Annotated in this window: 18 protein-coding genes; 5 read left to right on the plus strand and 13 right to left on the minus strand. The window is 58.3% G+C overall.

Going from position 1 to position 21,932, the window contains the following annotated elements:
• Nucleotides 1-57 precede the first annotated feature (57 nt).
• A complete protein-coding gene (gene acpH / locus IM291_RS05615) occupies nucleotides 58-639 on the plus strand; it encodes an ACP phosphodiesterase (protein ID WP_041911095.1) in 582 nt (193 codons plus the stop codon).
• 127 nt (nucleotides 640-766) lie between these two features.
• Nucleotides 767-1,369, plus strand: a complete 603-nt coding sequence (locus IM291_RS05620) for a peroxiredoxin (protein ID WP_008503347.1) — start codon at nucleotides 767-769, stop codon at nucleotides 1,367-1,369.
• Between the two features lie 43 nt (nucleotides 1,370-1,412).
• Here the strand turns inward: IM291_RS05620 and IM291_RS05625 are convergent, their stop codons facing one another.
• The 7 genes from IM291_RS05625 to phoB form a co-directional block, all read right to left on the minus strand.
• Nucleotides 1,413-2,798: a DUF3999 domain-containing protein gene (locus IM291_RS05625; RefSeq protein ID WP_192986314.1), complete on the minus strand. Its 1,386-nt coding sequence runs from the start codon at nucleotides 2,796-2,798 to the stop codon at nucleotides 1,413-1,415.
• Nucleotides 2,795-5,416: a DUF2339 domain-containing protein gene (locus tag IM291_RS05630; protein WP_192986316.1), complete on the minus strand. Its 2,622-nt coding sequence runs from the start codon at nucleotides 5,414-5,416 to the stop codon at nucleotides 2,795-2,797. Before IM291_RS05630 ends, IM291_RS05625 begins: the two co-directional genes overlap by 4 nt.
• Before the next feature lie 85 nt (nucleotides 5,417-5,501).
• The gene (gene malZ, locus IM291_RS05635) at nucleotides 5,502-7,319 is read right to left on the minus strand and encodes a maltodextrin glucosidase (RefSeq protein ID WP_192986318.1); all 1,818 of its coding nucleotides are present in this window, start codon (nucleotides 7,317-7,319) and stop codon (nucleotides 5,502-5,504) included.
• Between the two features lie 141 nt (nucleotides 7,320-7,460).
• Nucleotides 7,461-8,834 carry a proline-specific permease ProY gene (proY, locus tag IM291_RS05640; RefSeq protein WP_028012135.1) on the minus strand — a complete coding sequence of 458 codons (1,374 nt, stop codon included), beginning with the start codon at nucleotides 8,832-8,834 and terminating at the stop codon, nucleotides 7,461-7,463.
• A gap of 81 nt (nucleotides 8,835-8,915) precedes the next feature.
• Nucleotides 8,916-10,235 carry a branched-chain amino acid transporter carrier protein BrnQ gene (brnQ, locus tag IM291_RS05645; RefSeq protein ID WP_028012134.1) on the minus strand — a complete coding sequence of 440 codons (1,320 nt, stop codon included), beginning with the start codon at nucleotides 10,233-10,235 and terminating at the stop codon, nucleotides 8,916-8,918.
• Nucleotides 10,236-10,645: 410 nt separating this feature from the next.
• Nucleotides 10,646-11,941 carry a phosphate regulon sensor histidine kinase PhoR gene (gene phoR / locus IM291_RS05650; protein ID WP_047363942.1) on the minus strand — a complete coding sequence of 432 codons (1,296 nt, stop codon included), beginning with the start codon at nucleotides 11,939-11,941 and terminating at the stop codon, nucleotides 10,646-10,648.
• A 21-nt stretch (nucleotides 11,942-11,962) separates the two neighbouring features.
• Nucleotides 11,963-12,652 (minus strand): phosphate response regulator transcription factor PhoB, encoded by a 690-nt coding sequence (phoB, locus tag IM291_RS05655; protein ID WP_008503265.1) that lies wholly within the window; start codon nucleotides 12,650-12,652, stop codon nucleotides 11,963-11,965.
• Between the two features lie 187 nt (nucleotides 12,653-12,839).
• Here phoB and sbcD point away from each other — a divergent pair, with 187 nt between their 5' ends.
• The gene (sbcD, locus tag IM291_RS05660; RefSeq protein ID WP_192986320.1) at nucleotides 12,840-14,045 is read left to right on the plus strand and encodes an exonuclease subunit SbcD; all 1,206 of its coding nucleotides are present in this window, start codon (nucleotides 12,840-12,842) and stop codon (nucleotides 14,043-14,045) included.
• On the plus strand, nucleotides 14,042-17,173 hold the full coding sequence (sbcC, locus tag IM291_RS05665) for an exonuclease subunit SbcC (protein ID WP_192986321.1): 3,132 nt from the start codon (nucleotides 14,042-14,044) through the stop codon (nucleotides 17,171-17,173). The genes sbcD and sbcC overlap by 4 nt, the downstream gene beginning before the upstream one ends.
• A gap of 80 nt (nucleotides 17,174-17,253) precedes the next feature.
• On the opposite strand, the gene mak is transcribed toward sbcC, so the two are convergent.
• Nucleotides 17,254-18,159: a fructokinase gene (gene mak, locus IM291_RS05670; protein WP_045259882.1), complete on the minus strand. Its 906-nt coding sequence runs from the start codon at nucleotides 18,157-18,159 to the stop codon at nucleotides 17,254-17,256.
• 123 nt (nucleotides 18,160-18,282) lie between these two features.
• Between mak and rdgC the strand changes: the two genes are divergently transcribed.
• The gene (gene rdgC / locus IM291_RS05675; protein WP_014882739.1) at nucleotides 18,283-19,197 is read left to right on the plus strand and encodes a recombination-associated protein RdgC; all 915 of its coding nucleotides are present in this window, start codon (nucleotides 18,283-18,285) and stop codon (nucleotides 19,195-19,197) included.
• Nucleotides 19,198-19,243: 46 nt separating this feature from the next.
• Here rdgC and ppnP read toward each other — a convergent pair whose 3' ends face one another.
• From ppnP to IM291_RS05700, 5 genes are all read right to left on the minus strand, one after another.
• On the minus strand, nucleotides 19,244-19,531 hold the full coding sequence (gene ppnP / locus IM291_RS05680; RefSeq protein ID WP_008503270.1) for a pyrimidine/purine nucleoside phosphorylase: 288 nt from the start codon (nucleotides 19,529-19,531) through the stop codon (nucleotides 19,244-19,246).
• A gap of 71 nt (nucleotides 19,532-19,602) precedes the next feature.
• The gene (locus IM291_RS05685; RefSeq protein WP_192986323.1) at nucleotides 19,603-20,280 is read right to left on the minus strand and encodes an AroM family protein; all 678 of its coding nucleotides are present in this window, start codon (nucleotides 20,278-20,280) and stop codon (nucleotides 19,603-19,605) included.
• A 237-nt stretch (nucleotides 20,281-20,517) separates the two neighbouring features.
• Nucleotides 20,518-20,709 carry a protein YaiA gene (gene yaiA / locus IM291_RS05690; protein ID WP_003859135.1) on the minus strand — a complete coding sequence of 64 codons (192 nt, stop codon included), beginning with the start codon at nucleotides 20,707-20,709 and terminating at the stop codon, nucleotides 20,518-20,520.
• Nucleotides 20,710-20,753: 44 nt separating this feature from the next.
• Entirely contained in the window at nucleotides 20,754-21,278 is a 525-nt protein-coding gene (gene aroL / locus IM291_RS05695) for a shikimate kinase AroL (RefSeq protein WP_192986325.1), read from the minus strand.
• 144 nt (nucleotides 21,279-21,422) lie between these two features.
• A complete protein-coding gene (locus IM291_RS05700; RefSeq protein WP_010428006.1) occupies nucleotides 21,423-21,881 on the minus strand; it encodes a YaiI/YqxD family protein in 459 nt (152 codons plus the stop codon).
• Nucleotides 21,882-21,932 lie beyond the last annotated feature (51 nt).

Consider the following 21,932-nt stretch of genomic DNA (forward strand, 5'->3'; position numbering starts at 1 on the left):
TCTAGTGCTCACACCCTTTTGCTGCAACAACTAGCCGCCACTGGACAAATAAAACGCATGAATTTTCTCGCTCACCTGCATCTCGCACACCTCGCTGACAGCTCCCTTTCCGGCAATTTGCTGGCCGATTTCGTGCGCGGCAACCCCGCTGAAGCGTATTCTCCCGAGGTTGTCGACGGGATTTTTATGCACCGCCGCATTGATGTCATCACTGATAATCTGCCCGAGGTGACGGAAGCGAAAGCGTGGTTTCGCCCTGAAACGCGCCGCGTTGCGCCGATCACGCTCGACGTGATGTGGGACCACTTCCTGTCTCGCCACTGGGAACAGCTCTCGCCGGAGATGCCGTTGCCGGCGTTTGTGCGCTACGCCCACCAGCAGGTGTCGATCATTCTGCCCGATTCGCCGCCGCGCTTTGTGAATCTGAATAACTACCTGTGGTCGGAACGCTGGCTGGAGCGCTATCGCGAGATGGACTTTATCCAGAATGTCTTGAATGGCATGGCGAGCCGTCGCCCGCGGCTGGATGCGCTGCGGGACTCCTGGTACGACCTGGATGAGCATTACGATGCGCTGGAGAGCCAATTCTGGCAGTTTTATCCGCGCATGATGGCGCAGGCGAAAAACAAGCAGCTCTGACAGCACGATCATTGATAGGTAAAAGCTGGCGGAACGATTGTCACCACCTCTTTGTCTTATCCACGAACACTCTCTATACTGGCTCGCGTTGCGTTCCAAATAACCTTAGTATCTACAGGAGAATCATATGGTTCTGGTAACTCGTCCGGCTCCGGATTTTACAGCTGCAGCAGTTCTGGGCAACGGTGAAATCGTTGAAAACTTCAACTTCAAACAGCACACCAACGGTAAAGCGACCGTTCTGTTCTTCTGGCCAATGGACTTCACTTTCGTTTGCCCGTCTGAGCTGATCGCGTTCGACAAACGTTATGAAGAATTCCAGAAGCGTGGCGTGGAAGTGGTTGGCGTCTCCTTCGACTCTGAATTTGTACACAACGCATGGCGTAACACCCCTGTCGACAAAGGCGGCATCGGTGCGGTGAAATACGCAATGGTTGCGGACATCAAACGCGAAATCCAGCAGGCTTACGGTATCGAACATCCGGACGCTGGCGTTGCGCTGCGCGGCTCCTTCCTGATCGACGCAAACGGCATCGTTCGTCACCAGGTTGTGAACGATCTGCCGCTGGGTCGTAACATCGACGAAATGCTGCGCATGGTTGACGCGCTGCAGTTCCACGAAGAGCACGGCGAAGTGTGCCCGGCTCAGTGGGAAAAAGGTAAAGAAGGTATGGCTGCGTCCCCAGACGGCGTTGCTAAATACCTGTCTGAGAACGTATCCAGCCTGTAATCGGCACGGTTTACGAAGAAGGCCCGCTTATGCGGGCCTTTTTTTATGCCTTACGCTGCGTCTCTCGCCAGATGCGCCAGGCCATTCCCGCCAGCAGAATTACGCCCGCAATTAGCACGCCCCACACCAGCAGCGCGTTCATCCGGCTCTCCCGCTCGGACGCAGAGGTAGCGGTCAGACGCCCCTCGCCGCCTAACGCGACATCATCCAGAATGTCGGCCTGCGGCAGGTGATCCATATCATAGGTTTTGCGCAGATCGGCTGGGATCAGCATGTCAGGCTCCACGCTGGCAGGCTTTGCAGCGCCATTACCCCAGGCAAGCACGTATGGCGCTTTTCCCTGCGCGTTGAACACCAGATCATATCGGTCACGATGCCCGGTGACGCCCGGCAGGTATTCCGGCAGGCGCGCATTCAGCGTCGTGATTTTCACCGCCTGCACCAGGCCTCCGCTAAGCGAAACCGGTGGAGACGTGTTGCCCTCCAGACGGTAAAGCACCTCTTTTTTCAGGGGGTGCCATGTGTCTTTTTCCGTACTCCGCCACGCTATCTCCACGGGAAGGACGCCGTCGCCATTCAGTAAAATGCTGATAGCACTCAGCGGCTGCGGCTGCGCCCAGTGCCACTGCGCTTCGCTTGTCGATAGCTGCTCCCCTACCCCCTCAAGATCGATCGCGTCCGGCGTCGCCCGCGCAGGGGCGCTAATCGCGTTAACGCCGGTTAAGGTCACCCCCTGGCTCTGAGCATTCAGCACAACCAGGAGATAGCGATTCGTATCGGGAGACAAAACGATATCGGTATCGATCCGATCGAGCTTAAGACGATCCTGCCCGCTCATCACGTCCAGCAGCGGCATATCCTCGCGCAGGGTATACCAGCGCTTAAGATCCTCGCTGTAAAAGACCGACGCCGTTCCCTGCCACGGCGCCTGCGGGGTATTCCAGAGCAGCTGCAGCTGGGACAGGGCAATCTCACCCGTAGACTGCTCCGGCAGGGTCAGCAGATAATGCTGCCCGGCTGCGGCGGCTTTTTGCCCCTGCAGCACAATCTCTACGCCGTTTCCGGAACGGAGCAGGATCTTATCGCTGCCCTCATCCCCACGCGCAGGCGCAAGCGGTGAGGCGTCCAGAGGAAAGAGGCGCAGCGCCGTGGATTGCGCTGCCACCTGCGGACGCGTCGCGGTGACCAGGCTGAAAGGAACCGGCTCGCCCGACTGGTTAAAGACGCGAACGTCATGCAGATCCGGCGACGTGCTCTGCGTATAGACGGCGAGCGGCAGCGTCACCCGATACCACTGGGAAGGAGCAGACGTATCCAGCGAGCGGCCAAAGGCATAGTCCCGGGGCGATTCCGTTTGTACCTCGTCGCAGAACGCCGGGCCTGCAAGCGCCAGCAGAGCGATACAAGCTACCGCTTTCATCCATTTCATTTTTCATCTCCTGTTTTGGGCGGTAGCGGTGAGAAATACCCCACGATCAGCACCAGTATTGCCACGCCGATAAACGCCACCGCACGCGACAGACCGCCTCCACCCGCGCTGTCCACCAGCATCAGTTTAACCATCACCACGCCCAGCAGCGCGGCACCGCCAAGCCACTCCTGACGGGAAGCTCTACGGGTGGCGTGGACCATGATAACCAGCGCGCTCAGCATCCAGAACAGGGCAAACGAGGTCTGGATCAGCCGCGAATCCCACAGCGACGCCATATTCCAGGCCACGTCGCCGTACCAGGCCAGGGCGCGCATCAGCGCACCGTTAAGCCACCAGAAGCCAAACGCCATAATCGCGACGGCAGGCCACGGACGGGCCTGCAAGAGCTGCGTCGGGTAGTAGCGATCCACCGCCCGGTAAAAGACCACCAGCCCCAGCAGCGCGAACGCCGCGCCTTCTTCAAGCGGGTTCACCAGCGGCAGCCAGGTCTGACGATAAACCACGCCGTCCTGGAAATTGGTCACCACCAGCAATACCAGCAGCGCCGCGAGCACGGGGATCGGTGCTATGCACGCGTAGAGCGCGGGCCACTCCCGGAACGGCCACCCGCGACGGCGCACCGCCGCAGAGAGCGCCATAATCACCCCGCCGCCTGCGGCCATCGCCAGCCCGCTGCCCCAGGCCGCCATGCCCCACGGCAGCGACCGGGCAAACCAGTAAAGCTCCGCCGCCAGCGCCAGTAATATCATCCAGAACAGCGCCAGATGCAGCCCCATAGAGATGCGCGGCGCTAAACGGGCGCCGTCGCGCCGCAGCAGCATCAGCGCGGCGGGAAGCGCAATACCCCAGGCCAGATTTGACCAGCCGGCGGCGAACATCTGCTGGTGCGAGAGCTGATAGCCCACCATCACCAGCATCAGCGGCCACAGCAGCCATTTGCTGGCATCCAGCTCCCGCCACGCCAGACGAACGGCAGCCTGCCGCCAGCCCCAGACCGACGCCGCCGTCAGCGCCAGCACGCCTGCCAGAACAGGCAGTTCCTGCTTCAACACCAGCCGCGACGCGCCAAATAGCGCCACGAGCCAGAACAGCAGCCCGCCTGCCAGCAGCGCCCAGCTAACCGGCAGAAAGAGGTTCCGCCACAGCCAGGCCGCAGCCAGCCAGCAAAGGCTAAGGATGGCGAAGATAAGCAGCAGGCTCAGCGGCGTAACGCCGTTCATCTGCGCCCACAGCGCGCTGCCGAGCGCCAGCACCAGCAGCGCCGTCCCGCTATAGCTCATGCGCCGCTGGTGCTGCTGCACGCCCAGCCAGAGGATGCCCAGCCCCTCCAGCGCCCAGGCCATCGCCGTCCACCGCGCGGAGAGCGCGAGCGGAATCGCAAGCGTGGCAAACCCGCCGCCGATCGCCAGCGCCGCCATCACCAGCGGTCGCCCGATGGACGGATAGCGGCGCAGGGCAAGGAAAGCGAGGGCCAGATAAAATGCGCCGTATCCCAAAGCGCTCAGGGCCGGACCATATTCCCAGTGCCGGGTCATACCGTACTGCATCCCAAAGCCTATCAGCGGCGGGGCAAACAGCAGCACGCCGTCAATAATCTGCTTTCCTTTCTCCTGCGCCCGCAGCGACAGCGCCACGCTCAGCACGCCGAATATCAGCGTATTGGCAATCAGGAACAGCTGGCAGATCCAATAGTCTTCAGGCTGGTACTCACTCACCCCCCACAGGCCGCCCACGCCAAAGGTGAAGAGCAGCCCGAGCAGGTTGAGCTCGCGCCAGTGCTGCCAGATGCTGATGGCGAGAATGCCGATGGAAAGCAGGAGATAGAAGGAAAACAGCGCCACAAAGCTGCCGCCCCCGGTAGATAGCAGCAGCGGCGCAAGATACCCGCCGAGGCTCGCCAGCATAGCAAGGCTCAGCGCTTTCTGCAGCACGGCCAGCCCAACGCTCGCGGCGCAAATCACCACCAGTAGCGCAAAGGCCAGCGTCATCGGCAGCATCTGCCAGAGCCGGAAGGCGCCGAAGACCGTCAGGTAGAGAATGCCCGTCGCCCCGCCCTGTAAGATAAGCGCGTAGATCGGCTGCTTGTGCCGCAGCCGCCACCCAACCGCCAGCAGCACGATGGCAAACAGCGCCGTCGCCACCAGGCGTAGCTCAAGCGGGAACAGGGAGTGTTCAACGGTATAGCGCAGCAGGAAAGAGAGGCCGAGGAAGAGCAACAGAATGCCAAGCTTCGCCAGGGGATTACCCTGCATAAACCAGCGCGTCAGCGACGTCACAATGCCGCCAAAGGCAGATGGCTGTTTAGCCGCAGGCGCAGGGGCCGGAGCGGGTTTTGCCTCGGGTGCGGGAATGTCGGGACGCCAGGGATCGACAGACGCGGGCGCGTCCTCAGCCACCGGCGCGGTCACGACAGCCGGAGTGACCGCTTGCACCTGTTCTGTCTCCGGCGCTACCTGAGCTGCGCCGCGCTGCTCAAGCACCTCAATGCGCTGGCGTAGCCGGGCGATCTCCTGCTGCGCCGCCGTGCTTCGATTAAACCCGATAACCGCAAGCACGGGCGCAACCAGCAGCGCAAAAACCAGGAATAAACAGCCAAGGATGTAAAGCTCGTCCATGTTTCCACCTTCACCGTAAACGATCCGTTAAGATTGACACAAATCGTTGCATTTGCGCCATCTTAAAAGGGGAAACTTTAGCGCATTAGCTGCCGAGCCAGACCGTCGCGGATACCGCAGGCAGCGCGAGCACGCCATCCTGTATCGTTGCCTTGCCCTCTTTGTTCGTCCACGTCGCCACCTTAAGCAGCGGCGAATCCTCCAGCACTACTTCGCAGGCCTCGCCCCGGTTAATCGCCACCAGTACGCGCTGCTGATTATAGACGCGGACAAAGACCACCACATTATCGTGGGCGTACGCCACCTGACAGCCGCCGTAGCGCAGGGCGAGACTCTGTTTGCGCAGCTTCGCCAGCCGCTGATACAGGCTGAACAGCACCTTATCCTGTTTCTCTGCCTCCCACGGGAAGGTTTTGCGGCAGAACGGATCGTTGTTGCCGTCCAGCCCCACTTCGTCTCCGTAGTAAATGCACGGTACGCCCGGCCAGGTGAAGAGCCAGGTGACCGCCAGCGGCAGACGCGCCACATCCTTGCCGAGCAGGGATTTAAAGCGCGCGGTGTCGTGGCTATCGAGCTGGTTAAACATCCGCAGCTGCTGCTGATGCGACAGGCCAGCGCGATAGTTATCCATCCACGCGGCGCAGGTTTCGGCGTCGATATGGTTCGGATCGTAGGAGATATCGGTGTTAGCCAGGAATCCCCACAGCGGGAAGGTAAAGCCGCGATAGTTCATCGCCGCATCTTCGGCATCATTTTGCAGCCACTGGCGCGCGTCGCCAAAGTGTTCGCCAAAGACAAACGCCTCCGGCTGAGCCGCTTTCGCCGAACGCGCGATCCCGGCCACGTGCTGAAGGTTATTTCGCGCCCCGCCCGCTTCACCGAGCATATGCACTACATCCAGACGCCAGCCGTCCATATTCCACGGTGCCTTCAGCCAGTGACGCACGATGCTGTCTTCCCCGCCGTAAATCTCGTTCACCAGTGACGGCGACTGGAAGTCCAGCTTCGGCAGGCTCGGGTAGCCCAGCCAGTCCAGCGCGCGGCCCTCCTCGCTAAAGCTGTACCAGTCGCGCTGCGGCGAATCCGGGTTATGACATGCTCCGCCCATCGACTGGTTATGACGGTCAAACCACGCGTGCGAATCTCCGCTGTGGTTGAACACACCGTCCAGAATGAGGCGCATGCCTTCTTTTTGGGTGTTCTTACGCAGGCGCAGCAGCGCCTCGTCACCGCCAAACTGCTCGTCAACGTGACGATAATCTTCGGTATCGTATTTGTGTACGCTCGGGGCTTTAAACACCGGGTTGAGGTACAGCGCCGTCACGCCGAGTTTTTTCAGGTACGGCAGCTTTTCGCTGATGCCGTCGAGATCGCCGCCGTAGAACGTCGAGCCGCCCGCCTGCGCCGTCACCGGTTCATCCCATTTTTTCAGGATGATGTCGTGACCCGCGGCATGATGGTAATAGACCTTGTCCTGGCCGGCGGTGCGTTTTTCGCTGCGCGCAAAGCGGTCCGGGAAAATCTGATAAAAGACCTGATCGTTAACCCACTGCGGGCCGTTATTCGGGTAATCGACGGCGAACTGCTCCAGCCGGGCCGGTGGGAAACGGCTAAACCCCTGCGGGGTAAACCACAGCTGGCGGTTGTTCCATAAAAGCTTAAAGCTATAGCGACGGCGCGGCTGCCCGGTGCGCAAATCGATATTCGCCCGCCACGCCGTAATCCCCGGCTGCGGCTGGCTGCGCAGCTTGTGCATTTTCAGCCCGGTCTCTTCGTTATCAATTTCGGCGCGGAGCGTCACGCGTTCCGGCTGATTTTCCCCCGCCAGCCAGAGCGTAATCACAAGGTTGTCTTTGTTTTGCTTAACAAATGGGGCAACCGGAAGGTGCCAGGCATTTAACATCACGAATCCCCTCTGATGAAATTGACGTCACCTTGCCACAGGGTGGTTAAGGATAGCTCACCATGACGAAATTTATTGGGGGAGGAGGACGGGGGAGGAGGCAAAAATCCCCTCTCCCGGGAGGGAGGGGGGATAAAAATATTACTGTGCTTCTGCCAATTGACGGTCACGGCGGCACTTAAACACCCAGCCGATCAGCAGCAGAACGATCCACGCACAGCCCACGTACAGGGAAATGCGGGTATCCGGATGGTAGCCAATCAGGCCAATGATAAACACCAGGAAGATCAGCCCGACCACGGTCGTCGCCACCCCGCCCGGCACCTTAAACTTCAGCGCTTTCGCCTCATCCGGCGACAGACGGCGGCGGAAGGCAATCTGCGACAGCAGGATCATGATCCACACCCACACGGTCGCGAAGGTCGCCAGGGACGCAATCACCAGGAAGACGTTCTCCGGCATGATGTAGTTCAGGTAAACCGAGAACAGCAGCGCTACGGTCATCACCACCACCGTCACCCACGGCGTGCCGCGGCGTGAAGTTTTGGCGAATACCTTCGGTGCGCTGCCCTGCTCCGCCATGCCGTGCAGCATGCGGCCCACGCCAAAGACGTCACTGTTGATGGCCGAAAGCGACGCGGTCAGCACCACAAAGTTCAGAATGCTGGCAGCAAAGGCAATGCCCATATGCTGGAAGGTCAGGACAAACGGGCTACCATTAGTGCCCACCTGGTTCCACGGGTAGATGGACATAATCACGAACAGCGTACCCACGTAAAACACCAGAATACGCATCGGCACCGAGTTGATGGCGCGGGGAATGGATTTCTCCGGATCTTTCGCTTCCCCGGCGGTGATGCCGATAATCTCGATGCCGCCGTAGGCGAACATTACCATCTGTAGCGACATCACCATCCCGAGCCAGCCGTTGCTGAAGAAGCCGCCGTTGCTCCAGAGGTTATGGATGCCGGTCGGCTGGCCGCCGTTGCCAATCCCCCAGATGATGATCCCGAAACCCGCCACAATCATGATGATGATGGTCGCGACCTTGAAGAAGGAGAACCAGAACTCCAGCTCGCCGAACACCTTCACGCTCATCAGATTAACGGCGCAAATGAGCAACACCACGCTCAGCACCCAGATCCAGTGCGGTACCGCCGGGAACCAGACGCCCATGTAGATGCCGAATGCGGTTACGTCGGCAATCGCCACAATCAAAATTTCGAAGCAGTAGGTCCAGCCGGTGATAAACCCGGCCAGCGGGCCGAGGTTTTCCTGCGCGTAGCGGGAGAAGGAGCTGGCAGACGGGTTGTGAACCGACATTTCGCCGAGGGCGCGCATGATGATATACGCCGCCACGCCGCCGATGATGTACGCCAGCAGCACGCTTGGACCGGCCATTTTGATGGCATCTGCCGAGCCATAAAAAAGACCGGTGCCGATAGCAGAGCCCAGCGCCATAAAGCGGATGTGGCGCGTGCTCAATCCACGTTTAAGTTTGTTAGTGCTTTCCATTTAAATCTTGCCATTCAACACGAAAAAAACAAAAAACCACGGGGCCTTAAGCCCCGTGGTTAAACAGTTTGTTGCCGTTGATTAATGAGCGTTCGATGTGACCTGACGCCCTGCAGCACGGTCCCAGATAACCGCCAGAACCAGTGCAACAACGGTAGGCATCAGCCAGGCCAGGCCCTGCTCGGACAGCGGCAGACGCTGTGTCCAGGCTGGCAGAATTTCAGCGAACGCTGATGCTTTAATCCCGTCAAGGATACCAAAAATCAGGCTGATAAACATGGCTGGCGCAATAATTCGTGAGGAGTTATGCCACCACGGACGGGTGAAGCTCAGCACCACCAGCACGATGCACGGCGGATAGATCGCCGTCAGCACCGGAATAGAGACCTGAATCAGGTGGCTCAGACCGAGGTTAGACACCGCCATGGAGAAGATACCGAGGATAAACACCAGGGTACGGTAAGAGAGCGGCAGATACTGCGCAAAGAACTCTGCGCAGGCGCAGGTCAGGCCAACCGCGGTTACCAGACACGCCAGGAAGATCAGCGCCGCCAGCAGCATGCTGCCCGCCCCACCGAAGGTATGCTGAACGTAAGCGTGCAGGATAGCCGCACCGTTCGCGTTCTGATCAACCAGCATCGCGCTGTCAGAGCCCAGGCGGAACAGCGCCAGATACAGCAGCGTCAGGCCCACACCGGCCATCAGGCCAGCCCAGATGGTATAACGGGTCAGCAAACGCGCTTCGGTCACGCCGCGGGAACGCGCGGCGTTAACGATAACGATACCAAACACCATCGCGCCCAGCGTATCCATCGTCAGGTAGCCGTTCACAAAGCCGTTAGAGAACGCGGCGTTTTTATAGGCATCCATCGCGTCGCTAATCGGGCCGGCTGGCCAGATGATGGCCGCCACGGCCAGCACGATCAGCGCTACAATTTTCAGCGGCGCCAGGAAGTTACCTACCGTGTCCAGCAGCTTGCCCGGATAGAGGGAAACCAGAATCACGATGGCGAAATAAATCAGGCTGTAGATGAACAGCGGCATCGCGCCGTCACCGGTCAGCGGGGCGATGCCCACTTCGAAGGAAACGGTCGCGGTACGCGGGGTGGCAAACAGCGGACCAACGGCCAGATAGCAGACGGTAGCCAGCAGAACGCCAGCCACTTTGCCAATCGGGGTGCTAAGGCTATCCACGCCGCCACCGACTTTCGCCAGTGCGATAACGGTCAGTACCGGCAGACCCACGGCAGTAATCAGGAAACCGAACGCGGCGGTCCAGACGTGTTCACCCGCCTGTAAGCCAACCATTGGAGGGAAAATGATGTTGCCTGCGCCAACGAACAGCGCAAATGTCATAAAGCCCAGCGCGATAATGTCACGCGATTTTAAGTGATGGGTCATAAAACCTTACTGCCTGTGGATGTGGTGTTGAAAACGTTGAGATTTTTCGATTTCCCTGACGGGACGATACAGCCGAAAATTTGCTCAATTTCAGCGGGAAATGCTCCCGTCCTGGCGTGGAGAAGAATAGTTTTTCGATTTACCACGCAAATACAGTCGGTCTGACAGTATCTGGGGGGCAATTTAAACGCTTATAACGTTTAAAGGCAAGGAGGGATCGCAAAACCAGAACAATATGCCAGTATGAAAACGCGCACCAGAACAATGCGCTAATTATAGGAAAAACCCATGGCTAATCATGCGAACAAAAAACAGCCAACCGTATAAAATTCACACGCGTTTCGCTTGACTGCAAAGCAAACGGGCCAGCGATGGCTGACCCGTGGAAAGGTAAAATGACACGCCTGCCGTCAGGCGCTCTTTTTGGCAATTAATCGTTCCGGGATAACGAAACTAAAGCGGGTTCCCTTACCCAGGGTACTCTGGATATCAAGACGGCTTTCATGGTGATTCACCGCGTGTTTCACAATCGCCAGCCCCAGGCCGCTCCCCCCCGTCTGCCGCGATCGCGCTTTATCCACCCGGTAGAAGCGCTCGGTCAGACGCGGAATATGCTCCGGGGCGATCCCCGGCCCGTTATCCTCAACGCTAAACTCGGCACCTGCCGGCGTATGCTGCCAGCGCACCACGATATCCGTTCCTTCCGGCGTATGGTTTACCGCGTTGTACACCAGGTTGGAGATGGCGCTACGCAGTTCATCCTCGCTGCCCAGCACCTTCAGCGTGTTGTCGACGTCAAAGGTCAGCTGATGTTTTTTATGGCTTAACGTCTGCGCTTCACGCTCGACGACGCGCAGCATCATTGGCACATCAATGGTGTCATTCAGCGCAAGAGAAGGCGCCGCTTCAATCTTTGACAGCGTCAGCAGCTGCTTCACCAGCCCTTCCATACGGTGCGTTTGCTCGCGCATCGTATGCAGCGCTTTTTCACGCGGCGCGCCTTCCAGGGTTTGCTCCTGCATCATCTCCAGGTAGCCCTGCAGCACGGTCAACGGGGTGCGTAGTTCGTGGCTGACGTTGGCGAAGAAGTTACGACGCGCCCCTTCCAGCTGGTGCATCTGGGTGACGTCGCGCGCCACCATCAGCCACTGGCGATCGCTGTAGGGCATCACGCGGATTTCCAGATGGCGACCGTTATTCAGCTTCAGATTGTGGGGACGGGTGAAATCACGCTTTTTCAGATACAGCGTGAACTCGGGATAACGCAGAAGGTTGAGGATGTTCTGACCATTGTCATCCGGCCAGCGCAGGCCCAGCAGTTGCTGCGCCAGGCCGTTACACCAGAAGATCGTCCCTTCTTCGGTCGTCAGAATAACGGCATCGGGCAGCGACTCTGCACCGCTGCGAAAGCGTTTGATCAGGCTTCCCAGCTCGCGGCGACGCTTTTTATTACGCATCTGCATCTGGTGCAGGCCGTACAGCAGCGGCTCCCAGCTACCGCTTCCCGGCGGCGGGGTCATACTGCGGTCCACCCATAGCCACCAGGAGAGACGCAGCAGGTTCCAGAAATGCCAGGCTAACAGCCCGGTGACCGCCGCCAGCAGAAACCACGGCAGATGCCCAAGTAAGGCCCCCAGAAGAAGGGCCGGAATACAGCATAAGATCAGTTCAAAGACGAGCCTTTTCCATGACAGACGTTCCAGCACGCGTCACACTCCTGTCATTATTCAGAAACGGGTCGAGAAACGATAACCCGTACCGCGGACCGTCTGTACCATGCGATCGTGGCCGCTCAGTTCCAGCGCTTTTCGCAGGCGGCGGATATGTACGTCAACCGTCCGGTCTTCGACATACACGTTAGTTCCCCAGACGTTATTCAGCAACTGCTCGCGGCTGTAAACGCGTTCCGGATGGGTCATAAAGAAGTGCAGGAGTTTAAATTCGGTAGGCCCCATGTCGAGGGGATTTTCGCCGGTCATCACGCGGTGTGACGTTGGGTCAAGGCTGAGGCCCTGCATCTCGATCACCTCTTCCACCGCCATCGGGGAAATACGGCGCATGACGGCCTTAATGCGGGCAACCAGCTCTTTCGGGGAGAAAGGTTTGGTAATGTAATCGTCCGCGCCGGTCTCCAGACCGCGCACGCGATCCTCTTCCTCTCCGCGCGCCGTGAGCATCACCACCGGGATGTCGCGGGTCAGCGCTTCACGCTTCAGATGTTTGATAAACTGCAGTCCGGAGCCGCCGGGCAACATCCAGTCAAGCAGAATCAGATCGGGCCAGGGTTCATTCAGCTGGTTCACCGCGCTGTCATAATCTTCCGCTTCAACCGGCTGGAAGCCATTTTGTTCGAGCACGAAGCACACCATTTCACGAATTGGAGCTTCATCTTCTACGACCAGAATACGTCTCGCCATACTTTGCCCTGTCTTATCTTATTTAAGTTACAAGTTTGTAATGCGGCGCCATTATGCGTCAGATTTATGACAGATTTATGAAAAACAGTACCACTATAAATGGCAAACTGTTGTTTTATTACAGCGGTTATTTTCCTTTCCCTGACAGTTTATAATCGCCCGCATCGTTTTTCGCCACGGATCTCCTATGCGCATACTTCACACCTCGGACTGGCATCTGGGTCAAAATTTTTACAGCAAAAGCCGTGCGGCTGAACATGAAGCGTTCCTGAACTGGCTTCTGGAAACGGCCCAGGCGCACGAGGTGGATGCCATTATTGTGGCGGGTGACATCTTTGATACCGGTTCGCCGCCGAGCTATGCGCGTGAACTGTATAACCGCTTCGTGGTCAACCTGCAGCAGACCGGCTGTCATCTGGTGATTGTCGCCGGTAACCATGACTCCGTCGCCACGCTCAATGAATCCCGCGATATCCTGGCGTTTCTCAATACCACCGTGATCGCCAGCGCCGGGCACGCGCCGCAGATCCTGAAAAAACGCGACGGGTCGCCGGGCGCGGTACTGTGCCCGATTCCCTTTTTACGTCCGCGCGACATCGTGCAAAGCCAGGCGGGACTGTCGGGCGCGGAAAAGCAGCAGCATTTATTGCAGGCCATCACCGACTACTATCACCAGCAGCACGCGGAAGCCTGTGCCCTGCGCGGTGAACAGACCATTCCGGTCATTGCCACCGGGCACCTCACCACCGTCGGGGCCAGCAAAAGTGACGCAGTCCGCGAGATCTATATCGGTACGCTGGACGCCTTTCCGGCGCAAAACTTCCCGCCCGCGGACTACATCGCGCTCGGGCACATTCACCGCGCCCAGGTCATCGGCGGCTGCGAGCATATCCGCTACTGTGGCTCCCCTATTTCGCTCAGCTTCGATGAAACCGGAAAAGCCAAATCCGTGCATCTGGTGAGCTTTGATGAGGGCAAACTCAGCGCCGTCGAGACGCTGGAAGTGCCGGTCACCCAGCCGCTGGCGGTGCTGAAGGGCGATCTGGCTGCCATCACCGCCCAGCTTGAGCAGTGGCGCGGCGCTGAGCTTAACCCGCCCGTCTGGCTGGATATTGAAATCACCACCGATGACTACCTGCACGATATGCAGCGGAAAATTCAGGCGCTGACCGAAGAGTTGCCGGTTGAGGTGCTGCTGGTGCGCCGCAGCCGCGAGCAGCGCGAGAAAATTCTGCTCGGCGCCCAGCGCGAAACGCTTAGCGAACTGCGCGTTGAAGAGGTGTTCGAGCGCCGACTGTCGCAGGAAGAGATCGATGATGCGAAACGCGTCAGGCTCAACGAGCTGTTCAGCCATACTCTGCACGCCCTCAATGACGAGGAAGAAAACGCATGAAAATTCTGAGCCTGCGCCTGAAAAATCTCAACTCCCTCAAGGGCGAGTGGAAAATTGACTTCACCGCGGAGCCTTTTGCCAGCAACGGCCTGTTTGCCATCACTGGCGCAACCGGCGCGGGTAAAACCACCCTGCTCGATGCCATCTGCCTGGCGCTCTACCACGAAACCCCGCGCCTGAATAAGGTCTCTCAGGCGCAAAACGATCTGATGACGCGCGATACCGCCGAGTGCCTGGCGGAAGTGGAATTTGAGGTGAAAGGCGTTGCCTATCGCGCCTTCTGGAGCCAGAACCGGGCGCGCAACCAGCCGGACGGGAACTTGCAGGCACCGCGCGTGGAGCTGGCCCGCTGCGAGGATGGCAAGATTCTGGCCGATAAGGTGTCGGATAAACTGGAGCAAACCGCGGCGCTCACCGGGCTGGACTACGGCCGTTTTACCCGCTCAATGCTGCTCTCGCAGGGGCAATTTGCCGCCTTCCTGAATGCCAAACCTGCCGACCGCGCAGAACTGCTGGAAGAACTCACCGGCACCGAAATCTACGGCCAGATTTCCGCGATGGTGTTTGAGAAACACAAAGCCGCCCGCAGCGTGCTGGAAAAATGCGAGGCGCAGGCGGCGGGTGTCGTGCTGCTCAGCGAAGAACAACAGCAGCAGTTGCAGCAAAGTTTGCAGGCACTTACTGACGAAGAGAAAACCCTGCTGGCCCAGCAGCACAGCCAACAGAAAGATTTTCAGTGGCTTACGCGTCATGACGAGCTCGTGCGGGAGCAGCAGCGCGTTGCCGCCCTGCAGCAGCAGGCGCAACAGGCGCAGGCGAACGCGGCGCCGGAACTGGCAAAACTCCAGCTTGCCCAGCCCGCCGCCCAGCTTCGTCCGCTCTGGGAGCATCAGCAGGAGCAAACCGCACGTCTGACGCAAACCCAGCAGCGAATTAACGAAGTAAATACTCGCTTACAGACCAAAACCGCACTGCGCGCGCGGATCCGCAATACCGCCCTGCGTACCCATGAGCGGCTACAGGCCGAACTGACGGCGCTGGCGCAGTGGCTGACGGAGAATGAGCGTTATCGCCTGCTGGGCCAGGAAATTGCCGGCTGGCGCGCCCAGTTCTCACAGCTAAACCGTGACAAAAGTCAGCTCGTCGCGCTTGCTGCGCGGATGACTGAGCTACGTCAGAAGCTGGCTGAGATGCCGGAAAATACGCTGACGCTGACGGCGGATGAGGTCAGCGCGGCCATGGAGCAGCAGTCCCGGTCCCGCACGCTGCGCCAGCAGCTGACGTCGCTGCATGCCCGCTATCAGCCGCTGCAAAAGCGCCTAAGCCAGAACGGTGAAAGCGTGCAGAAAGCCCAGGCGGAGCAGAGCAAGCTCAATGAAACCCTGGCGCTGCGCCGCCAGCAGTACAAAGAGAAACACCAGCACTATCTGGACCTGAAAGCCCTGTGCGAACGTGAAGCGACGATTAAAAATCTGGAAAGCTATCGCTCACGGCTTGAGGCAGGCAAACCCTGCCCGCTGTGCGGCTCCCACGAGCATCCTGCCGTGGAGACCTACCGTTCGCTTGAGCTGACGGATAACCAGCGTCGCCGTGATGCACTCGAAAAAGAGGTCGCCGCGCTTAAAGAGGAAGGCCTGCTGGTGCTGGGGCAGGTTAATGCCCTGGCTCAGCAGATCCAGCGTGAGACAGACGACGCGCAGACGCTTTCTCAGGAAGAGCAAGCGCTCACTAAAGCGTGGCTGGAGGCGTGCGCGTCTTTGAATATCGCTTTGAATATTCAGGAGGATATCGCGCCATGGATGAACGAGCAGGAACACTACGAGCGCCAGCTTTACCAGCTCAGCCAGCGTCTGAACCTGCAAAACCAGCTGAACGAGCAGGAAGCGCAGGAACGCCAGTATCAGCAGCAGCGCACCGCAACGCGCCAGGCGCTGGAACATACTCTGCTCGCGCTCTCGCTTAGCGTTCCCGAAGAGGGCAATGAAGCCGACTGGCTGCACGCCCGCGAAGCGGAATTTGCCCACTGGCAGGAGAAGCAAACGCAGCACGGCGTGCTTCAGGAACGCATGAGCGCGCTGAAGCCGCTGCTCGACACGCTTCCGGCAACACACGGTGAAGAGGCTGAGCCGGCCATTCCTGATGACTGGCGCGCCATCCACAATGAATGCGTGTCGCTGCAAAGCCAGCTCGCCGCCCTGCAGCAGCAGGAGGCGCTGGAGCGCGAGCGCCTGCAGCAATCGCAGACGCAGTTCACCGCGGCGCTCTCCGCAAGCTGTTTTGCCGATCGGGATGCTTTCCTTGCCGCGCTGCTGGATGACGATGCTATTCGCCGCCTCGAACAGCTGAAACAGTCGCTTGAAAACCAGATACAGCAGGCCGCGGCCCTTTCCGGCCAGGCTAATCAGCAGCTGCAGGCGCACCTTGCGCTGCGCCCGGAAGAACTTGACGCGGATGTGTCTACCCTGCAAAGCCAGCTGCAGCAGCTGGCGCAACGGCTTCGTGAGAACACCACGCATCAGGGCGAGATCCGCCAGCAGCTTAAACAGGACAGCGATAACCGCCAGCATCAGCAGGCGTTAATGCTGCAAATTGAAGAGGCCGCGCGCCAGGCCGACGACTGGGGCTATCTCAACGCGCTGATCGGCTCCAGCACCGGCGACAAGTTCCGCAAGTTCGCTCAGGGGCTGACGCTGGATAACCTGGTCTGGCTCGCAAACCAGCAGCTTAACCGCCTGCACGGCCGTTATCTCCTACAGCGTAAGGCCAGCGAGGCGCTGGAGCTGGAAGTGGTCGACACCTGGCAGGCCGATGCGGTGCGCGATACGCGCACGCTCTCCGGCGGCGAGAGCTTCCTGGTGAGCCTTGCGCTGGCGTTAGCGCTTTCTGACCTGGTCAGTCACAAAACGCGGATTGATTCCCTGTTCCTGGATGAGGGATTCGGCACGCTCGACAGTGAAACGCTGGATACCGCGCTGGATGCGCTCGACGCGCTGAACGCCACCGGGAAAACCATCGGGGTGATTAGCCACGTCGAGGCGATGAAAGAGCGCATTCCGGTGCAGATCAAGGTGAAGAAGATCAACGGACTGGGGTATAGCAGGCTGGACAGGGAGTTTGCGGTGGGGTGAGTGTTGGGTCGATTCGGTCTGGTGCCCTCACCCTGGCCCTCTAAACATCAAAAACGGCAACGCAAGTTGCCGTTTTGCGTTTACTCCGGCCATAACCACGCCGCGCCGCGCACGCCGCTGGAGTCGCCGTGGACGGCTTTGCGGATCGGGGTTTCGCACTCGCCGCCGAAGACCCACTGTTTCACCAGATTTGGTACCGTGGCGTACAGCCGGTCAACGTTGCTCATCCCACCGCCGAGCACAATCACGTCCGGATCGAGAATGTTCACTACGTGCGCCAGCGATTTCGCCAGACGCATTTCGTAGCGGCTAAGCGCCAATTCGGCCACCGGATCCTGTTCTTCCACCAAACGCATAATCTCGTTCCCCTTGAGCGGCTGGCCGCTCAGGCGGTGGTAGTCGGTTGCAAAACCGGTGCCGGAGATAAAGGTCTCGATACAGCCCTGCTTGCCGCAGTAGCACGGCACCTCGGCGCGGTATTTGAGTTCATCTTCATCCATCCACGGCAGCGGGTTGTGCCCCCACTCACCCGCCGTGCCGTTGCCGCCAATATGTGAACGTCCGCCAAAGGCCACGCCCGCGCCGCAGCCGGTACCGATAATCACCGCAAACACGGTCTGCGCTCCTGCGGCTGCACCATCAACGGCCTCTGAGACCGCCAGGCAGTTTGCGTCATTCGCCAGACGCACTTCCCGGTTCAGACGCTGGCTCAAATCCTTATCAAACGGCTGACCGTTGAGCCAGGTAGAGTTGGCATTTTTCACCACACCCGTATAAGGCGAAATGGAGCCGGGGATCCCCATCCCGACCGTGCCCCTCTCGCCCGTCGCCTGCTCGGCCATATCAACCAGCCGGGCAATCGTCTCGATCGTCTGGTGATAATCATCGCGCGGCGTCGGCAGACGGTGGCGGAACAGCTGTTCCCCCTGCTCGCTTAATGCGATGACTTCTGTTTTGGTGCCGCCCAAATCAATCCCAATACGCACAAGACTCTCCTCATTATTTTGATTATCAACAGAGTAGAAGCACGCTTCCCGATTAGCAATGCAAGCGATGCGACAATTCGTTATCATGCCCGCTGATTTAACGACAAGGCCGTGGAAATTATCATGCTGTGGTTCAAAAATTTGATGGTTTACCGTCTCAGCCGCGACGTTTCGCTGCGCGCAGAAGAGATGGAAAAACAGTTAGCCGCTTATAGCTTTTCCCCTTGCGGTAGCCAGGATATGGCGAAAACCGGTTGGGTTCCGCCAATGGGTTCGCAAAGCGATGCACTGACCCACGCCAGCAGCACGGGTCAAATCATCGTCTGCGCCCGCAAAGAAGAGAAAATTCTGCCCACGCCGGTGGTTAAGCAGGCGCTTGAAGCAAAAATTTTCAAGCTGGAAGCCGAGCAGGGCCGCAAGCTGAAGAAAACCGAAAAAGACTCGCTGAAAGATGAAGTGCTGCACTCTCTGCTGCCGCGCGCCTTCAGCCGCTTCAGCCAGACGATGATGTGGATCGATACCGTTAATGGGCTGATCATGGTGGACTGCGCCAGCGCCAAAAAAGCGGAAGATACGCTGGCCCTGCTGCGTAAAAGCATCGGCTCTTTACCGGTCGTACCGCTGGCGCTGGAAACGCCGATTGAGCTGACCCTGACCGAGTGGGTCCGCAGCGGTACCGCGGCGCAAGGTTTCCAGATTCTGGACGAAGCCGAGCTGAAAGCCCTGCTGGAAGATGGCGGCGTGATCCGCGCGAAAAAGCAGGATCTGGTGAGCGACGAGATTGCCGTACACATTGAAGCGGGCAAAGTGGTCACCAAACTGGCGCTCGACTGGCAGCAGCGCATTCAGTTCGTGATGTGCGACGACGGTTCCGTGAAGCGTCTGAAGTTCTGCGACGAGCTGCGCGATCAAAACGAAGATATCGACCGGGAAGATTACGCCCAGCGCTTTGACGCGGACTTTATCCTGATGACCGGCGAACTGGCCGCGTTAATTCAGAATCTGGTGGAAGGTCTCGGCGGCGAAGCGCAGAGATAATTTCCCTTCACCCTGATCCTCTCCCCAAAGGGGAGAGGAAAGACGATTATTTCAGGTAGCGGCACAGATAAGAGGTCGGTTCAGCGACCTGCAAATGAAATTCGCTGTGGCCAGGGACGTTGAAAACTTGTCCGGCAGCGTAAACTTTCCATTCCGTTTCACCCGGCAGTAAGACGTTCAGCGCGCCGCTGACCACCGTCATCTCTTCCGCTTCCGCCGTGCCAAAGGTGTATTCCCCTTCAGCCATAACGCCCACACTGGCGCGGCCAGTGCTGCTGCTGGTAAAACCGATGGATTTCACTTTACCGGAAAAGTATTCGTTACTTTGAAGCATGAACTGGCCCTTATATTCAGAGATAAAAATTCACTATAGGGGCCATGCTCATCACCTGTCACGCAAAATCATTACGTCAGAAGTTCTGAGGCCAGGCGAGCCATCAGAACGTTGGATAACAGCACCGGCACGTCCAGCGCCTTTTGCAGTAAATCCCGGTGATGCTGGTGAAAACCAAGACAGTCCAGAATCAATACATCCGCCCCTCTCTCCAGCAGATCCTTCCCGGCAGCAATGAGTTTAGCCTCGCTGTCCCAGAAGGGGTTTGCCAGCGCATACAGGGGCGTTTTTTCGAGCACGTGCCACTTTGCTTCCTGATTGTCCATAAGCTCCTCGATGGGCACAATGACCCCCACCTGATGGCCGTCAACAATGGAGGCTACCAGCGGAGGAATAATGCGCATCGGCTCAAGCAAAATCGCATTGCGCGCGATGAGCCCCTTAATGGGGGCGGTGCTCATCAGCAAAATAACGTCATATTGCTGATTATCGAGTACTTCTATTACTGCCTGCAGCGAACGCTCAATTTTCTGCCGAGAAACATGCGCCAGTTTACCGTCGCTTAATAACGTCGCCAGGGGATCCTCCCCCGCCTCTACAGCGTAGTCTTCCATGACCTCTTCCCGGCTCATCTTACCCAGCAGGCTGAGATGCGTGATCTGTTGTTCAGATACATGCTCGGTTAAGAGCGGTAACACTTCGCTTACAGGGACCACACCAATGGTGAGGATCGCCAACGTTGCCTTCATCTTCTTCGCCTTCCATCACTACAAAAACGTATACACAGGTACAGGCTCTCTACGCTGTACAGTTCGTTTTTTCAACAAAACAGCACCAAGCGTAGCAGGCGATCTCTGCCCTGAAATGTAAAGATCGCCTGCCGATAACGGAGCTACCTGTAATAACTAAATATTAACTCCTGCTTAACATTTGCGATGAATAAAAAGTGTGATTCAGGCACGGTATTGGAGCGTTTAGGAAAACATTCACGACTTTTCGGGATCTTCGTAGCGCCGCTTGGCATCCAGCGCTTCCTGTTCAGTCTCATGCTCACTGATCAGCGAGTCCGGTTTGGGGTGATCGGCACGCAGCTGGTACCAGGTGACGGTCTGGTCGCCATTGCCTTTTTCAACGGTAACAATACGTGCTTCGCGCGGATAGGGAGGTCTGGTTGGCATAGCTCATCCTTTTTTTATGTCTGAGCTATCAGTATAGACGGCGGTTAGCTGGCACACGCCAGACGCAGGGCGGTAATAATCTGAATTACCACATCTTCCGGGGCCGCAGAGGCATCCACGACATGGTGTGCAGCTTCACGGTAGAGGGCATCACGCTCGGCCAGCACTTCGCTCACCTCTTCGCTGAGCGGTCGTGACGTCAGCGCCGGGCGTTGTCCCTCTTCAGGAAATGCTTCAAGTCGCCCTACCAGAGCCGCCACCGGCGCGCAAAGATAGATCACAATGCCTTTTTCGCGCATAAAGTGACGATTACATTCGGCCAAAACAATACCGCCTCCCGTCGCAATGACGGCTGACGGCGTGGTGACCGCTTTCAGCGCGGCCGCTTCGCGGGCGCGAAAGCTTTCCCATCCCTCTTGCTCCACGATGTCTGCGATGGTTTTGCCGGCCTCGGTCTGCAGCCAGTGGTCGGTATCAACAAACTGACGATGACATGCGCGTGCCAGTTCCACGCCAACGGTGGTTTTCCCACAGCCGCGGGGGCCAACTAAAAAGATGGGTTGGGTCATAGCCAGGTGTTCCCCTTGATGCCGAATGGCTGAAGAGTGTAAAGAAATAATTGCAGAAGATGTGTCGATTACTTTACTGCAAAGCGGTACGGGATGACAACCCTGTGGAGGCCACACTGTACCACATATTGACAATAATTATCATTACGCCGTACGGCGCTTCACTTCCAGCAGCCATTTATCCAGTTCGGCAGCAAACTGCTGGCGATCGCGCTGGGACAGGCTGTCCGGTCCACCGGTCTGCACGCCGCTGGCCCGCATCGTATCCATAAAATCACGCATAGTGAGTTTTTCCCGGATGGTTGAAGGCGAATAACGCTCGCCGCGAGGATTGAGCGCCGCTGCCCCTTTCTCCAGCACTTCCGCCGCCAGCGGAATATCGGCGGTGATGACCAGATCTTCCGCGCTGCACAGACGAACAATTTCATTATCCGCCACGTCGAACCCGGCCGGCACGCGGAGGGAGCGAATGAACCGCGAAGGCGGGACGCGAATATTCTGGTTCGCCACCAGCGTCAGCGGCATCTGAACGCGCTCGGCGGCGCGGAATAAAATCTCTTTAATCACATTCGGACACGCGTCCGCATCAACCCAAATCGCCATGTTGTCTCCCCATAATGACTCTGCCGACTATTGTCGCCTGCATTTCGTTGT

Source organism: Enterobacter cloacae complex sp. P27C (assembly GCF_014895705.1).
Classification (GTDB): Bacteria; Pseudomonadota; Gammaproteobacteria; order Enterobacterales; family Enterobacteriaceae; genus Enterobacter; species Enterobacter bugandensis.

Coding starts and splice junctions, on each gene's coding strand:
- acpH (WP_041911095.1), top strand. CDS start 58: ATGAATTTTCTCGCTCACCTGCATCTCGCACACCTCGCTGACAGCTCC.
- IM291_RS05620 (WP_008503347.1), top strand. CDS start 767: ATGGTTCTGGTAACTCGTCCGGCTCCGGATTTTACAGCTGCAGCAGTT.
- IM291_RS05625 (WP_192986314.1), bottom strand. CDS start 2,798: ATGAAATGGATGAAAGCGGTAGCTTGTATCGCTCTGCTGGCGCTTGCA.
- IM291_RS05630 (WP_192986316.1), bottom strand. CDS start 5,416: ATGGACGAGCTTTACATCCTTGGCTGTTTATTCCTGGTTTTTGCGCTG.
- malZ (WP_192986318.1), bottom strand. CDS start 7,319: ATGTTAAATGCCTGGCACCTTCCGGTTGCCCCATTTGTTAAGCAAAAC.
- proY (WP_028012135.1), bottom strand. CDS start 8,834: ATGGAAAGCACTAACAAACTTAAACGTGGATTGAGCACGCGCCACATC.
- brnQ (WP_028012134.1), bottom strand. CDS start 10,235: ATGACCCATCACTTAAAATCGCGTGACATTATCGCGCTGGGCTTTATG.
- phoB (WP_008503265.1), bottom strand. CDS start 12,652: ATGGCGAGACGTATTCTGGTCGTAGAAGATGAAGCTCCAATTCGTGAA.
- sbcD (WP_192986320.1), top strand. CDS start 12,840: ATGCGCATACTTCACACCTCGGACTGGCATCTGGGTCAAAATTTTTAC.
- sbcC (WP_192986321.1), top strand. CDS start 14,042: ATGAAAATTCTGAGCCTGCGCCTGAAAAATCTCAACTCCCTCAAGGGC.
- rdgC (WP_014882739.1), top strand. CDS start 18,283: ATGCTGTGGTTCAAAAATTTGATGGTTTACCGTCTCAGCCGCGACGTT.
- ppnP (WP_008503270.1), bottom strand. CDS start 19,531: ATGCTTCAAAGTAACGAATACTTTTCCGGTAAAGTGAAATCCATCGGT.
- IM291_RS05685 (WP_192986323.1), bottom strand. CDS start 20,280: ATGAAGGCAACGTTGGCGATCCTCACCATTGGTGTGGTCCCTGTAAGC.
- yaiA (WP_003859135.1), bottom strand. CDS start 20,709: ATGCCAACCAGACCTCCCTATCCGCGCGAAGCACGTATTGTTACCGTT.
- aroL (WP_192986325.1), bottom strand. CDS start 21,278: ATGACCCAACCCATCTTTTTAGTTGGCCCCCGCGGCTGTGGGAAAACC.
- IM291_RS05700 (WP_010428006.1), bottom strand. CDS start 21,881: ATGGCGATTTGGGTTGATGCGGACGCGTGTCCGAATGTGATTAAAGAG.